The sequence below is a fragment of the Erwinia sp. AK-PDG3-5 genome (genome assembly GCF_056821705.1).
The window spans coordinates 553,276-568,236 of sequence record NZ_CM165967.1 but is presented as its reverse complement, the minus strand read 5'-3'; the positions used below and the strand labels follow the sequence as shown (position 1 = coordinate 568,236).

15 protein-coding genes are annotated in these 14,961 nt (G+C 51.7%); 11 read left to right on the top strand and 4 right to left on the bottom strand.

Annotated elements, in window-relative coordinates; translation table 11 throughout:
- Positions 1-3: 3 nt before the first annotated feature.
- Both mlaE and mlaF read right to left on the bottom strand, forming a co-directional pair.
- Positions 4-777, bottom strand: a complete 774-nt coding sequence (gene mlaE / locus AC1UKS_RS02630; protein WP_013204044.1) for a lipid asymmetry maintenance ABC transporter permease subunit MlaE — start codon at positions 775-777, stop codon at positions 4-6.
- A gap of 7 nt (positions 778-784) precedes the next feature.
- Entirely contained in the window at positions 785-1,597 is an 813-nt protein-coding gene (gene mlaF, locus AC1UKS_RS02625; RefSeq protein WP_013204045.1) for a phospholipid ABC transporter ATP-binding protein MlaF, read from the bottom strand.
- Positions 1,598-1,820: 223 nt separating this feature from the next.
- Here mlaF and AC1UKS_RS02620 point away from each other — a divergent pair, with 223 nt between their 5' ends.
- From AC1UKS_RS02620 to npr, 11 genes are all read left to right on the top strand, one after another.
- Positions 1,821-2,801 (top strand): calcium/sodium antiporter, encoded by a 981-nt coding sequence (locus tag AC1UKS_RS02620; RefSeq protein WP_482435618.1) that lies wholly within the window; start codon positions 1,821-1,823, stop codon positions 2,799-2,801.
- A 15-nt stretch (positions 2,802-2,816) separates the two neighbouring features.
- Complete coding sequence (gene kdsD / locus AC1UKS_RS02615) at positions 2,817-3,803, top strand: arabinose-5-phosphate isomerase KdsD (protein ID WP_265909757.1); 987 nt, start codon at positions 2,817-2,819, stop codon at positions 3,801-3,803.
- A 17-nt stretch (positions 3,804-3,820) separates the two neighbouring features.
- Positions 3,821-4,387, top strand: coding sequence for a 3-deoxy-manno-octulosonate-8-phosphatase KdsC (gene kdsC, locus AC1UKS_RS02610; RefSeq protein ID WP_013204048.1), 567 nt, complete (start codon positions 3,821-3,823; stop codon positions 4,385-4,387).
- Complete coding sequence (lptC, locus tag AC1UKS_RS02605) at positions 4,384-4,959, top strand: LPS export ABC transporter periplasmic protein LptC (protein ID WP_013204049.1); 576 nt, start codon at positions 4,384-4,386, stop codon at positions 4,957-4,959. Before kdsC ends, lptC begins: the two co-directional genes overlap by 4 nt.
- On the top strand, positions 4,931-5,479 hold the full coding sequence (gene lptA / locus AC1UKS_RS02600) for a lipopolysaccharide ABC transporter substrate-binding protein LptA (protein ID WP_134822859.1): 549 nt from the start codon (positions 4,931-4,933) through the stop codon (positions 5,477-5,479). The genes lptC and lptA overlap by 29 nt, the downstream gene beginning before the upstream one ends.
- 6 nt (positions 5,480-5,485) lie before the next feature.
- Positions 5,486-6,211 (top strand): LPS export ABC transporter ATP-binding protein, encoded by a 726-nt coding sequence (gene lptB, locus AC1UKS_RS02595; protein WP_265909760.1) that lies wholly within the window; start codon positions 5,486-5,488, stop codon positions 6,209-6,211.
- Between the two features lie 48 nt (positions 6,212-6,259).
- Complete coding sequence (gene rpoN / locus AC1UKS_RS02590; protein ID WP_482435616.1) at positions 6,260-7,693, top strand: RNA polymerase factor sigma-54; 1,434 nt, start codon at positions 6,260-6,262, stop codon at positions 7,691-7,693.
- A 22-nt stretch (positions 7,694-7,715) separates the two neighbouring features.
- Positions 7,716-8,003, top strand: coding sequence for a ribosome hibernation promoting factor (gene hpf, locus AC1UKS_RS02585; protein ID WP_013204053.1), 288 nt, complete (start codon positions 7,716-7,718; stop codon positions 8,001-8,003).
- A 213-nt stretch (positions 8,004-8,216) separates the two neighbouring features.
- A complete protein-coding gene (gene ptsN, locus AC1UKS_RS02580; RefSeq protein WP_173363019.1) occupies positions 8,217-8,699 on the top strand; it encodes a PTS IIA-like nitrogen regulatory protein PtsN in 483 nt (160 codons plus the stop codon).
- A gap of 109 nt (positions 8,700-8,808) precedes the next feature.
- The gene (gene rapZ / locus AC1UKS_RS02575; protein WP_013204055.1) at positions 8,809-9,663 is read left to right on the top strand and encodes an RNase adapter RapZ; all 855 of its coding nucleotides are present in this window, start codon (positions 8,809-8,811) and stop codon (positions 9,661-9,663) included.
- Entirely contained in the window at positions 9,660-9,932 is a 273-nt protein-coding gene (npr, locus tag AC1UKS_RS02570) for a PTS phosphocarrier protein NPr (RefSeq protein ID WP_013204056.1), read from the top strand. The genes rapZ and npr overlap by 4 nt, the downstream gene beginning before the upstream one ends.
- A gap of 48 nt (positions 9,933-9,980) precedes the next feature.
- Here npr and mtgA read toward each other — a convergent pair whose 3' ends face one another.
- Complete coding sequence (gene mtgA / locus AC1UKS_RS02565) at positions 9,981-10,703, bottom strand: monofunctional biosynthetic peptidoglycan transglycosylase (protein WP_265909762.1); 723 nt, start codon at positions 10,701-10,703, stop codon at positions 9,981-9,983.
- An 876-nt stretch (positions 10,704-11,579) separates the two neighbouring features.
- Positions 11,580-13,910, bottom strand: coding sequence for an aerobic respiration two-component sensor histidine kinase ArcB (arcB, locus tag AC1UKS_RS02560; RefSeq protein WP_265909763.1), 2,331 nt, complete (start codon positions 13,908-13,910; stop codon positions 11,580-11,582).
- Positions 13,911-14,961 lie beyond the last annotated feature (1,051 nt).

Sequence of the window (14,961 nt, the reverse complement as noted above, 5' to 3'; positions counted from 1 at the left end):
GAATCAGTTCCCAAACATCAGTGCAGTCAGCACAAAATCTAAACCGAGTACCGCCAGAGAAGCATGTACCACAGTGCGAGTGGTTGCCCGGCTGATCCCTTCCGAAGTCGGGATAGCATCATAGCCATTGAACAGAGCAATCCAGGTCACCGTGAAGGCGAAGACCGCACTTTTGATTACGCAGTTAAGAATGTCCGTGCGCACATCAACAGCATTTTGCATCGCCGACCAGAAGAACCCACTGTCGATGCCTTTCCAGCTGACGCCAACAATGGCGCCGCCCATGATACCAACCGCCACAAAAATCAGCGTCAGCAAGGGCATGCTGATAAAGCCCGCCCAAAACCGGGGTGAAATAATCCGACGCAGGGGATCGACCGCCATCATCTCCATACTGGAGAGCTGTTCAGTGGCTTTCATCAGGCCAATTTCCGCCGTTAAGGCAGAGCCTGCCCGGCCCGCAAACAGCAGCGCAGTCACAACCGGCCCCAGCTCGCGCAGCAGCGAAAGCGCCACTAACATGCCAAGACTGCTGTCGGCACCGTAGGTGTTTAAAACCAGATAGCCCTGCAATCCCAGTACCATGCCAATAAATAAGCCCGATACCACCACGATCAGCAGTGACAGTACACCAATACTGTAAAGCTGTTTTATCAGCAGTGGCGCGTGCTTGCGAAAGCGGGGAATACCCACCAGCGCGTGAAAGAGCATTAATCCGGCACGACCAAAGGAAGCACAGGTATTGATCCCCTGTCGTCCAAGCGCACGTAAAAACATCAGTTAGTTAACTCCCTGAACCGGTTAAGTCTTGCAGATAATCGCCTGCAGGAAAACGAAACGGTACCGGACCATCGGCGATACCATCAATAAACTGGCGGACACGCGCATCTTCATTTTCATGCAGGGATTTAGCCGTTCCCTGAGCAATCACCTTCTGCCCGGCAATAATATAAGCGTAGTCAGCGATACTGAGCACTTCCGGAACATCGTGAGAAACCACAATGCAGGTCATCCCCAGCGAATGGTTGAGTTCATCAATCAGTTTGACCAGCACGCCCATGGTAATGGGATCCTGGCCGACGAAAGGCTCATCGAACATGATCAGGTCAGGCTCTAAGGCAATCGCACGGGCCAGCGCCGCACGTCGTGCCATGCCGCCTGAAAGTTCGGAAGGTTTCAGCTGTGCCGCTCCGCGTAATCCTACCGCTTCCAGTTTCATCATCACCGTGCTGTGCAGCAACTGCGGGGGAAGCTGAGTGTGTTCACGCAGCGGCCAGGCGACATTATCAAAGACGGTAAGATCCGTGAATAGCGCACCGGACTGGAACAGCATGCTCATTTTTTTTCTGGCTTCATATAAGCGAGAGCGAGTCAGGCTGGGAATATTTTCGCCGTTAAACCAGATTTCTCCGCTGTCAGGGCGTAACTGGCCACCAATCAGACGTAATAAGGTGGTTTTACCAATGCCTGATGGCCCCATAATAGCGGTCACTTTCCCTTTTGGCACAGTCAGCGAGATGTTATCGAATACTGGGCGATCTCCACGGGCAAAGCTCACGCCCCGGACATCCACCAAATTCGTCTCCGTCTGGCTCATAGTTACCTCTCCACATTTCAGGCATTAAATTTATCTCCGATGGTAACGTATAACCCATCGGACAGGACACTTTTACAGAAACTTACCTCGAAGACGTGGCTAAAGTTGGCATAAGTTTTACTTTTCGCTCCCAGACCGTCAAAATCAGCACAATAACTTAACACCCTTGCTTTACTCGTCGCGCAAGGCCAGCCGACGATTATACCCGATCAAAGGACATTTCATGCTCGTAGCTATAGCACTGTTGGTTATCGGTTTAGTTCTGCTGGTATATGGTGCCGATCGTCTGGTCTTCAGTGCCGCTATTCTGAGCCGCGCGCTGGGTATTCCCCCGCTGATTATTGGTATGACGGTGGTCGGAATAGGCACCTCGCTACCTGAGCTGATTGTCTCTTTCTCCGCAGCAACCCATGGACAGATGGATATCGCCGTGGGCACGGCCATGGGATCGAACATTACCAATATTTTGCTGATCCTCGGTGGCGCTGCCCTGCTTCATCCCCTTACGGTGCATTCAAATCTGGTTCGTCGTGAACTGCCACTGATGCTGCTGGTCACATTATTATGTGGCGTAATGCTGTTTGATAATAACCTCAGCCGCAATGATGGCGTGGCCTTGATCGCCATTGCGGCGGCTTATTTACTCTTTATTATCAAAATTGCCCGTAAAGCCGAACGCGAAAACAACGACTCGCTGACACGGGAGCAGCTGGCTGAGCTGCCGCGCGACGATACCGGTAATACCGTCGCCTTTTTATGGCTGGCGGTGGCGTTGATTATACTGCCGATGTCTACGCGGATGGTCATCGATAACGCCACGGTGATTGCGGACTTCTTCGGCATCAGCGAACTGATTATTGGCCTGACGGTGATTTCCGTTGGCACCAGCCTGCCTGAACTGGCGACGGTGATCGCGGGCGCACTCAAAGGCGAAGATGATATCGCTATTGGCAACCTTATTGGTTCCAACATCTACAATATTGCGATTGTCCTGGGCGTTCCGGCACTGATTCACCCAGGGGATATGGATATGCACGCGTTCGCTCGTGACTATTGGGTCATGCTGGGCGTCAGCGCGCTATTTACCTTAATCTGTTTACAGCGCAGCCGCTGTATCGGCCGCGTGGCCGGTGCGCTACTGCTCTCTGGCTTTGTTGCCTGGGTTGCACTGCTCTACTGGCTGCCTTCGGCTACCCTCTGGTAAAAAGGAATGGAAATTATGGCACCTGGCAACCTCGAACCCGGCTTTGACTTTCAGCAAGCCGGGAAAGATGTCCTGAATATCGAACGTCAGGGTCTGGAGCAGCTTGATCAATACATCAACGACGATTTCACCCAGGCATGTCAGCGCATCTTCAGCTGTTCAGGGAAAGTCGTGGTAATGGGCATGGGCAAGTCGGGTCACATCGGCAAAAAGATGGCCGCGACCTTTGCCAGCACCGGTACACCCGCTTTCTTTGTTCATCCTGCTGAAGCCAGCCACGGCGATTTAGGCATGGTAAGCGCGGGCGATATTGTCATCGCCATCTCCAATTCCGGCGAATCCTCTGAAATTCTGGCCCTTATCCCGGTGTTAAAGCGGCTGCACGTCTCACTGATTTGCATGACCAGCAAACCCGAGAGCGCAATGGGTCGTGCCGCTGATATTCATCTGTGTGTTAAAGTACCGCATGAAGCCTGCCCTCTGGGCCTGGCGCCGACCACCAGCACCACCGCGACACTGGTGATGGGTGATGCCTTGGCGGTTGCGCTGTTGAAAGCGCGTGGCTTCACTGCCGAAGACTTTGCCCTGTCCCATCCGGGCGGCGCACTTGGCCGTAAGCTGTTGTTAACCGTCAATGATATTATGCACACCGGTGATGAGATCCCGCATGTCAGCCGCGAGGCTTCTTTGCGGGATGCGCTGCTTGAAATTACCCGCAAAAACATGGGCATGACGGTAATTTGCAACGATCTGATGAAGATCGAAGGCATCTTTACCGATGGTGACCTGCGCAGGGTGTTTGATATGGGCATTGATTTCCAGACGGCCGACATTGCCAGCGTGATGACCTCAGGCGGCATTCGGGTCCGCCCAAATCTGCTGGCGGTGGATGCGCTCAACCTGATGCAAAGCAGGAATATTACCGTCGTGATGGTGGCTGACGGTGACACGCTGCTGGGCGTGGTGCATATGCATGACATGCTGCGCGCTGGCGTGGTTTAACAAGGAACAGAAGACAAATGAGTACTGCTGCAGAGTGGGTTGAAACTTGCTATGGCGAGGTCAGCCTTGATGTCATGACCCGCGCGCGCGAGGTCAGACTGTTAATTTGTGATGTTGATGGCGTCATGTCCGATGGCGTGATCTATCAGGGCAACAGCGGAGAAGAGCTGAAAGCTTTCAACGTCCGCGACGGCTATGGTATTCGTTGCCTGCTGACATCCGACGTGGAAGTGGCCATTATTACCGGCCGGAAGGCAAAATTGCTGGAAGATCGCTGTGCCACGCTCGGGATTACGCATCTTTACCAGGGACAATCTGATAAGCTTTTGGCCTTCCGTGAACTTCTGGATACACTAGCACTTCGCCCCGAGCAGGTGGCTTACATCGGTGACGACCTGATTGACTGGCCGGTGATGGCCGAAGTCGGTCTCAGCGTTACCGTGGCTGATGCCCACCCGGTCCTGCTTCCTCGCGCAAACTACGTAACCCGTATTGCCGGTGGTCGGGGAGCGGTGCGTGAAATTTGCGATCTGATTTTGATAGCACAGGATAAGTTTGATGAGGCCAAAGGGCAGTCTGTATGAGTAAAACCAGACGTTGGATCACGCTGTTACTGGCTTTGGTGGCCATTGTGCTGATTGGCTGGAATCTGGCCGGTCCGGATGACAGCGCACAACCTGTTGCCAACAGCGACCAGAATCCCACCTACACCAGCCAGAGCTCAAATACTGTGGTCTACAACCCTCAGGGTGGTCTGAACTACAAGCTGGTGTCGGACAAAGTGACCTATTTTTCCACTGAGGCCGTCAGCTGGTTCGAAAACCCGGTGATGACCACGTACGACGAAAACAAAATTCCGACCTGGTCTATCCGGGCAGACAAAGCCAAGCTGACCAATGACCGTATGCTGTATCTTTACGGCCACGTAGAGGTCAACAGCCTGACTCAGGATGCTCAACTTGAGCGGATTAAGACCGATAATGCCATAGTGAACCTCGTCACCCAGGATGTAACGTCGGATGATCAGGTCACGCTTTATGGCAGTAGCTTCAACTCTACCGGGATGAAGATGCGTGGAAATTTACGGAAGAAAACAGCCGAGCTGATTGAAAAGGTCAAAACCTCTTATGAAATCCAAAATGCAAAACAACCTTAAGTTCCTGGCGCTCAGCTTGCTGCTGGCTACCAGCCTGCCGGCTCTGGCGCTGACCGGCGACTCCGATAAACCGGTGAACGTCGATTCCGAAAATCAGGCCCTTGATATGCAGGGTAACGTTGCCACCTTTACCGGCAACGTCATCGTGACCCAGGGCTCGATCAAAATCACCGCGGATAAAGTCGTGGTCACTCGCCCGGATGGCGACAGCAAGAAAACCATCGTCGATGCTTATGGTAATCCTGCCACCTTCTACCAGATGCAGGACAACGGTAAGCCGGTGAAAGGCCATGCGCAAAAAATGCATTATGAGCTGGCGAAAGATTTTGTCGAGTTGACCGGTAATGCTTATCTGGAGCAGCTCGACAGCAACGTGAAGGGTGACCGGATTACCTATCTGGTGAAAGAGCAGAAAATGCAGGCTTATGGCAGCAGCGGCAAACGCGTGACGACCATCCTGGTTCCTTCCCAGTTGCAGGACAAAGGCACCCAGTCTACCGGCCCAAAAAAGAGTAACTAATCAGCTATGGCTACGTTAATTGCGGAAAACCTGGCGAAGGCTTACAAAGGCCGTCGCGTGGTCGAAGATGTCAGTTTGCAGGTCAAATCCGGTGAGATTGTTGGCCTGTTAGGTCCAAATGGCGCCGGCAAAACCACCACCTTTTACATGGTGGTTGGCATTGTGCCGCGTGATGCGGGTCGTATCGTCATTGATGATGAAGACATCAGTATCTTACCGTTGCACGCCCGCGCTCGCCGTGGGATTGGCTATCTGCCGCAGGAAGCGTCGATCTTCCGCCGCCTGAGCGTCTATGACAACCTGATGGCCGTACTGCAGATCCGCGACGATCTGACCACAGAACAACGCGAAGACCGCGCCAATGAACTGATGAGCGAATTCCACATCGAGCATCTGCGCAACAGCATGGGTCAGGCATTATCCGGTGGCGAACGTCGTCGTGTTGAGATTGCCCGCGCGCTGGCCGCCAATCCAAAGTTCATCTTGCTTGATGAGCCCTTTGCCGGTGTTGACCCGATTTCAGTTATTGATATCAAAAAGATTATCGAACACCTGCGTGACAGCGGCCTTGGCGTGCTGATCACCGACCATAACGTGCGTGAAACGCTGGCGGTATGTGAGCGCGCTTACATCGTCAGCCAGGGGCACTTAATTGCTCATGGAACTCCGGCAGAAATTCTGGAGGATGAACAAGTTAAAAGAGTCTATTTGGGCGAAGAGTTCAGACTCTGATAAGGTGTTAAAACCAGGTAAGATTTTCGAGGAATTAGTATCCTGAATATGAAGCAAGGTTTGCAACTCAGGCTTAGCCAACAGCTTGCCATGACGCCACAACTGCAACAGGCGATCCGTTTGCTGCAGCTCTCTACGCTTGAACTACAGCAGGAAATTCAGCTGGCGCTGGAAAGTAATCCGTTGCTTGAACAAACCGACATTCATGAGGAAGTGGACGTACGCGAATATCAGGAGAAAGAGGCTCTGGATACCAGGGAAGCGCTGGAACAGAAGGACATGCCCGAAGAGCTGCCTCTGGATGCGACCTGGGACGAAATTTATACCGCCGGAACGCCGTCAGGCACCGGAACCGATTATCACGACGACGAGCTGCCGGTCTATCAAGGTGAAACCACGCAGACCCTTCAGGATTACCTGATGTGGCAGGTGGAGTTAACCCCGTTTACCGAAACTGACCGGGCGATCGCGACCTCGATTGTCGATGCCGTGGACGACACCGGTTATCTGACCGCCTCGCTGGATGAGATCCTCGACAGCATTGGCAACGATGAATTGACCATGGATGAAGTGGAAGCGGTATTGAAACGCGTTCAGCGCTTCGATCCCGTTGGCGTCTGTGCCCGCGATCTACGGGATTGCCTGCTGGTCCAGCTTTCCCAGTTCCCGCCTGACGCATTGTGCCTGAAAGAAGCAAGGCTGATTGTCAGCGAACATCTGGACTTACTGGCTAATCATGACTTCCGTAGCCTGATGCGCGTGACGCGGCTGAAGGAAGACGTGCTTAAAAACGCCATGCAGGTAATTCAGTCGCTCGATCCGCGTCCGGGTCAGTCGATTAATACTACCGAGCCGGAATATGTCATCCCGGATGTGCTGGTACGCAAAGCCAGCAATCGCTGGACGGTGGAACTGAATTCAGACAGCGTACCCAGGCTGAAGATTAATCAGCATTATGCTTCACTCGGCGGTTCGACGCGTAACGACAGTGACAGCCAGTTTATCCGCAGCAATTTGCAGGAAGCGAAGTGGCTGATAAAAAGTCTGGAAAGCCGTAATGACACGCTGCTGAAAGTGACGCGCTGCATCGTCGATCAGCAGCAGGCGTTTTTCGAACAGGGCGAAGAATTTATGCGCCCCATGGTGTTGGCGGATATCGCCAGTGCCGTGGATATGCATGAATCCACCATTTCCCGCGTGACCACGCAGAAGTATCTGCACAGTCCGCGCGGAATTTTTGAATTGAAGTATTTTTTCTCCAGTCACGTCAACACCGAGAGTGGTGGCGAAGCTTCCTCCACGGCGATACGCGCACTGGTGAAAAAATTAATCTCGGCGGAGAATCCCGCCAAACCACTGAGCGACAGCAAGCTCACGACTTTGCTCTCTAATCAAGGGATCATGGTAGCGCGGCGCACTGTTGCAAAGTACCGAGAGTCTTTATCCATCCCGCCCTCAAACCAGCGTAAACAGCTGGTCTGATCGAACAGATAAGGAAGAATGTATGCAACTCAACATTACCGGGCAGAACGTGGAAATCACTGAACCATTGCGTGATTTCGTGACGACCAAATTTGCCAAACTGGAACAGTACTTTGATCGAATTAATCAGGTCTATATTGTACTGAAGGTCGAAAAGGTCACTCAGGTAGCGGATGCGACTTTGCATGTGAATGGCGGTGAGTTGCATGCCACCTCGGAAGGGAAAGATATGTACGCGGCGGTTGACGGCTTGATAGACAAGCTGACGCGCCAGCTCAATAAACATAAAGACAAGCTGAAGCAGCACTAAATTTCACTCAAGCATTGATTATTTCTTCGCCACCCTAATCTTAGGATCAGGCATGACGTAAGATAACCGGCTCGGCTCCCTTTAATCGGGGAGCCGGGCCGTTAATCAATCAGGCAGGCTGAGCAGTCGACCGATGACCCTCTCCCCTCTTTTCAGGTGAAGATGTGTCCCGTAATTTTGCCAGGCAGAAGTGAACACGTAAGTGAAACTATGATGAACAATGAATTAACACTGGAACTGAGCTCGGTACTGAATGTGTCCTGCACCCGCAGCGGCGTCCATTGCCAGAGTAAGAAGCGGGCGCTGGAAATCATCAGCGAGCTGGCGGCTAAACAGCTTAACCTTCCGCACCAGACCATCTTCGAAGCGATTCTGACCCGTGAACGTATGGGCAGTACCGGAATTGGTAATGGTATCGCGATCCCGCATGGCAAACTGGTAGAAGATACCCTGCGTGCGGTGGGCGTTTTTATCCGCCTCGATCAGCCGATCGCTTTTGATGCCATTGATAATCAACCGGTAGATCTGCTTTTCGCCTTACTGGTGCCTGCCGATCAGTGCAAAACGCATTTGCATACGCTATCGCTGGTTGCCAAACGTCTGGCGGATAAAACCGTGTGTCGCCGCCTGCGCGCTGCGCAGACTGATGAAGAGCTATACGAGATCATGGCTGAGACTCCTGAGGAGAGCCACTGATCATACCGGGCGTGGAAGCCCCGGCTCATTTTAAGCATGTGGGTTATTCTGGCGGCCTTAGCAACCAGGGCTGAATACCCTCAAACAGGCAAATTCAGGAGAAGAAGTCATGGTGCTGATGATTGTCAGCGGTCGATCGGGATCGGGTAAGTCTGTCGCCTTGAGAGCACTGGAGGATATGGGCTTTTACTGCGTGGATAACTTACCCGTGGTTTTACTGCCTGAATTGGCTAATTCTCTGGCCGACCGCAACATGTCTGCTGCGGTCAGCATCGACGTGCGCAATATGCCTGAGTCACCAGAAGTGTTCGAAAAAGCCCTGACCAGCCTGCCGGACAGCTTTTCACCTCAACTGCTGTTTCTCGATGCCGATCGCAACACGCTGATCCGTCGCTATAGCGATACTCGCCGCCTGCACCCTCTTTCCAGCAAGAATTTATCGCTGGAGAGCGCCATTGACGAAGAGAATGAGCTGCTGGAACCGCTGCGCTCTCGCGCTGACCTGATTGTTGATACCTCCGAGATGTCGGTGCACGAGTTGGCCGAGATGCTGCGGACGCGCTTACTGGGTAAACGCGAGCGCGAGCTGACGATGGTTTTCGAATCCTTCGGCTACAAGCACGGTATTCCCATCGATGCAGACTACGTCTTCGATGTGCGCTTTTTGCCGAATCCCCATTGGGATCCAAAACTGCGTCCGATGACCGGCCTGGATCGCCCGGTAGCGGCGTTTCTCGACCGCCATACGGAAGTGCATAACTTCATTTATCAGACCCGAAGCTATCTGGAATTGTGGTTGCCGATGCTGGAAACTAACAACCGTAGCTATCTTACTGTTGCCATCGGTTGCACCGGGGGTAAACACCGTTCCGTCTATATCGCTGAACAGCTGGCTGACTATTTCCGCTCACGCGGTAAAAATGTCCAGTCCCGTCATCGCACGCTGGAAAAACGTAAATCATGACTGTCAGGCAAACCGTTGAGATCAAAAATAAGCTGGGAATGCACGCGCGCCCGGCCATGAAACTTTTCGAACTGGTGCAGAGTTTTGATGCGGAAGTATTACTGCGTAATGAGAGTGGCACTGAAGCGGAGGCCAGCAGCGTGATAGCCCTGTTGATGCTGGATTCAGCCAAGGGCGGTCATATTGAAATTGAGGCATCAGGCCCGGAAGAAGAGAAGGCGCTGAGTGCGGTAATTGAGCTTTTTAACGCCGGTTTCGACGAAGATTAACCGTTTTTATCCCAGGTATAATCACCGATTATGCCTGGGAAAACGTTCTCACATCAGCTTATGTTCGCGTAAAAATCCCTCTCCCCCAAGCTGCCTCATCTGACGCAAAATCCACTGCTGACGCTGCCGGATATAGCCTGACGGTGCATCGGCTTTAAAACGAATTGGATTCGGTAATACGGCCGCTAGCAGTGCGGCTTCAGACATTGTCAGACGACTCGCTGGCTTATGGAAGTAGCGCTGAGAGGCTTCCTCAACGCCGAAAACGCCGTCACCAAACTCGGCCACATTCAGGTAAACAGTCAGAATACGTCTTTTGGTCCAGACGGTTTCAATTCCCACCGTCAGTCCCGCTTCTAAGCCTTTGCGTACCCAGCTTCTGCCATCCCATAAAAAGACGTTCTTGGCGGTCTGCTGAGACAGGGTCGACGCGCCGCGGATCCGCCCTCCCTCTTCGTTATCCAGCACTGATTGAATGGCCTGCACATCAAAACCCCAATGCGTCGGGAATTTCTGATCTTCAGAGGCCATTACCGCCAGCGGCATCCAGGGGGAAATGTCATCCATGCTGGTCCAGTCAGAGTGCGCGACATAACTAAAATTGCCGCTAAACCAGGCACCTAGCTGTCGTTCTACCATAACAGCGGAGAAAGGTACCGGCAGAAATGAAAACAGTAAAATTCCCGCAACCCACGCGCCAATCACGGTCAAAAACGCGCGTAAAACCCACGTTTTGAGCAGTTGAAAACCCTTTTTGTTTCGTTTTTTCATACCATAATATCCATGACTATCTTATCAATTCCTGTAAGAGGATAGCTGTACGACACTTTTCATCTTAAACAAGAACCTGACGCTAACATTGCCAATAAAAGGCGCTTTTAAGGGATAAAGCCCGGCCATAATTAAAATGTCCTAGCCGCTTCAACCACTTCCGCACTTCAGGAATCGGTTCCATTGAACAAACGAACGTAAAATATCCTCAGGAACATCAGTTAAGCGGTCCGAATCAGTTGATAAAAAAAGATTCGCATAGCTTATAAATTTCTTACCTAAGCATTTGCAAAATAGGTCGGAAGCACCCCAAAACCCTGAGAAGATTCTGAATAGGGGCTTTTACTGGGCTAACGAGATAAGCGCTTCATCCAGATCGCAAAAGTTATTAGATACGCCTTCATTAATCGGTAAAAACTTCCAATTGCGCTTTTATCATTCGCCCTGTAAACGGTTTCATTACCGAGACCGTAATCTCACAAAAAGAATATGTTATACAGAGAGTTAAACTTTTAAGCAGTCTGACCATTTTTGATTAGCAGCGTTGCTAGCGCGCCGACGTATTGGCTACACTACCACGTCAATCGGATTCCCGAAAAAATAGCCACATTCGTTCAAAAAACCACCAATTCAGAGCAAAAAATCATTTCCAGCTTGACTGTGTTATCAAATTAATGTTTTCTGTCTTAAATCGCTGCTCAACATCACACATTTTAATGAATCTGGTAACATGTGATGTAAGATTTGCTAAGGTAGTTCCTGAGCGTTTTACCCAATACCGCGCCTGTGCTTTTAAACTCTTCTTTTAAGAATAGCGCAGGTTACCCATTTCCCTGGTGTTGGCGCAGTATTCGCGCACCCCGGCCTCGGTCGGGGTCATTTTTTTCCAGCGTCCGAAACCCATTCCCGTAACACGTCCACGTCGTTCCGCCACTCTTGCTTCAACTCGTCAATCCATTCCTGAACGTTGTCCCACCAGGCTGGCAACTCCGGACTTTGAATTTGTTTCGCCAACTGCTGTAAATGCACCAACCCTACAGAACCTGCCGCGCCTTTAATCTTGTGTCCCTCTTCCGCTATCCCTTTCTGATCGCGCGCCATCATGTTTGAGTCCAGCACGTCCAGATAGCCCGGCATCATCTGCTCGAACATCTCCATGCTCTGGTAAATCAACTGCGGGCCCACCAGCTCGATATATTGCTCAAGCATGGTGACGTCCAGTAATCCCAGTTTCTTTTCGTCCACTTTGCGTTCCTCGGCTTCGTCTTGCTGAAAGTCCCAGTATTTTTTGATGATGGCGGTCAGCGCCGGCACGGCCAGCGGTTTGCTCAGCACATCATCCATCCCGGCATCCAGATACTCTTTTTTGTCCTTGAGCACGTTGGCGGTCAACGCGACCAGCGGCGGCAAATGTTGCTTGCCATGACGCTGATGGATCTCACGGGCGACATCCAGGCCCGTCATATCCGGCAGCTGAATATCGAGCAACACTAAATCAAACTCTTCAGGGTCGAACATGGCGAGTGCTTCTTCACCCGTCATCGCTACCTCAACGCTGTTACCGAGCTTTTCCAGCACCGAGCGGGCAACCACCACGTTAAGCTCGATGTCTTCAACCAGCAGCACGTGAAGCGCAGGAAGCGGCATATCATCCGCTGGCTGCTGATCTTCCGGCTGTTCAGCGATACGGGGGGCATTCACGGTCAGGGTAAAGCAGGAACCTGTGCCAGGCGCGCTGTGAACCGTAATATCACCGCCCATGCTTTGTGCCAGCCGACGCGAAACGGCCAGACCAATCCCGGTCCCGGTGGCAGGCTTGCCCCCATGCTGATCTTTCACCTGGTAATACATGGCAAAAATCTTGTCCTGCTCGTCCTGCGGGATCCCCATACCGGAGTCTTCAACTTCGAAGCGCAGGCAGTCTTCGCCCAGATACGCCACGCGAACAATAATGCTGCCCTTCTGGGTGAACTTCACCGCATTGCCGATCAGGTTCCACAGGATCTGCCGCAGGCGCGTGCCATCGGTCATGATTTTGTGAGGCAGCGGCAGTTGCGGGTCGAGCACAAACTTCAGTTCTTTTGGCTGGGCCAGCAGCCCGGAGAGGTTTTCAAGATCGGCTAGGAAGCCGGTAAAATCCATCGGCTGAATATCCAGCTGGACCTTACGTCGCTCGATTTTGTCCATCTCGATCACGTCGTTAAAGATATTGCCGAGGGTGATTGCCGAGACGTGGATGGTTTTCAGGTATTTGAGCTGCTCCTGATTTAAATCGGTATCCAGCAAAATACGGCTCAGGCCGACGATGCCATTAAGCGGCGTACGAAGCTCGTGGCTGATTGTGGAGATAAATGTGGTCTTTTCCCTGCTGGCATTCTCTAAAGCGTCCTGGTAGCGCTTACGTTCCGTTATATCGCGTCCGAAGCCCATCAGCCCACTGCGTTTACCAATGCGGTCGTAATAAGGCACTTTACGAATTTCGAAGCAGGCTTTGCGCCCATCCGGATACTGCAACCACTGCTCGTAAGTTAACGACACGTTGTGACGGAAGACTTTATCATCCGTTTCCAGGACCTTAGTGGCGGCATCTTCGTCGTAAACATCGCGCGGCGTCAGCCCAATCAGTTGCTTTTCGCTTTTTCCCGTCAGCAATTCCATCGCGCGGTTACAGCCGGAGAACTGCTGATCAATGTTGCGATAGAAGACCAGGTCGGGTGATGCATCCAGAAATGAGCGCAGGAAGGAGGATTGTTGCTCAAGTTCGATCTGCGCTTCCTCGCGCCTGGCCATCTCTTCCTTCAGCTTGGCCATCACCTGCAAACGCGCCTCTTCAGCTTTGATACGGTCAGCAATTTCGTGATTAAGCTGGGTGATGTTTTCTTTCATCTGCTGATTCAGCTCAAGATCGCGGTGACGCATCTCTTCCAGCTTATCGACCAGCCGCGACAGGCGCTGCCTCGACTCTTCAAGCTGCTCAACGACGACTGAGAGAAAATAGACCGCCCACGGCGTAATCAACAGGCCAAAAAACACCGATCGAACCATATCGATACTTTCGACATGACCGCGCAATACCATGGTGACCGCCATCTGGACGATCATCGCCAGGACCACCAGCGCTGAAGCCAGCAACAATGAGAAGCGGACCAGTCCCAGCTTGACCATCAGGTCGACATAATATTGTGCTAAGAGACGAATTTGTTTCATAAAAGATTCCTTCCGTGCCAATAGCCCCAATCATACCGTAAAAGCTTAAAAGACCCACGTAACCTGTACAAAGCATCAGCGCACCAGTCTGGTGCAGCACCCGCGCTGAATGACTGCTTACGCACTCACTTATTCAAAGAAAGAAACGACCCGTGACGGATTTTTACTAAGCCACGCGGTTGAACATGCCCGGCACGATCGCCTTACTTCGCCCTGGTTGAGAGCGGTTGTGGCGAATTGTTGAGGAGGACTTTCACCGTCACGTCTGGCATAGAATAGCGATCGCTTATCTGCCTGCAAGCAGCGTCTGTGCTGGATCCACAGCATAAAAACCGCCATCCTGAAAATGAACATGTCGTCGCCCGAATCTTTTGTCATCTTTCTGTCACTTAGATGTTGGACGCTTTATTGAACTGCATAATCTGCTGGTCGGTCCTTCTACTGCTTTTCCTCACTGAACTGCCTAATTCATAGTGATAGGGGGATCTTTGCACTCTTAACCCTTTGCCCTACAGAATAACAATTCACATTAAGTGAGAACTTACTCATTGCGATGATGATTAATTTTACTAATGATGGGCGGCTGTTTAATTCAAATAAGCGTGCGGGATAAAAACAGTATTTTTCAGTAAATAGCGTATAATTGTCAGAACATTCTCCTACCAATAACCCCAGCACCAGCATGGTGCAGAGATATGGCGCCTGCACTACAGTGAGACAGCTCACACTTATTGCGGTCTTTGCCTTGCCGGGTTTAGTAGAAAAAACGCCGACAAATCCTTACACATCAATATCCTGAGTTGTCATAAGGTCGCAAAAGCCTCAGTAAGAACGCTATTTGACCTGAGTACGCTTTCCCGATAAGTTGGAAATCCGCTGGAAGCTTTCCCGACGGGCCAGTGTCTCGGCATATCTATGCAGCAAGAAGACTCCCTCGTGATGCAAGTTGTCTCCCTTTAAGAGATTCGGAAATTTGAGAGCAGCCCCCTTCAAGGACGTCAGGAAAAAAGTCTGGAGAGGTAACGCTCGGGGTAACGGCGTCCGCATTAAG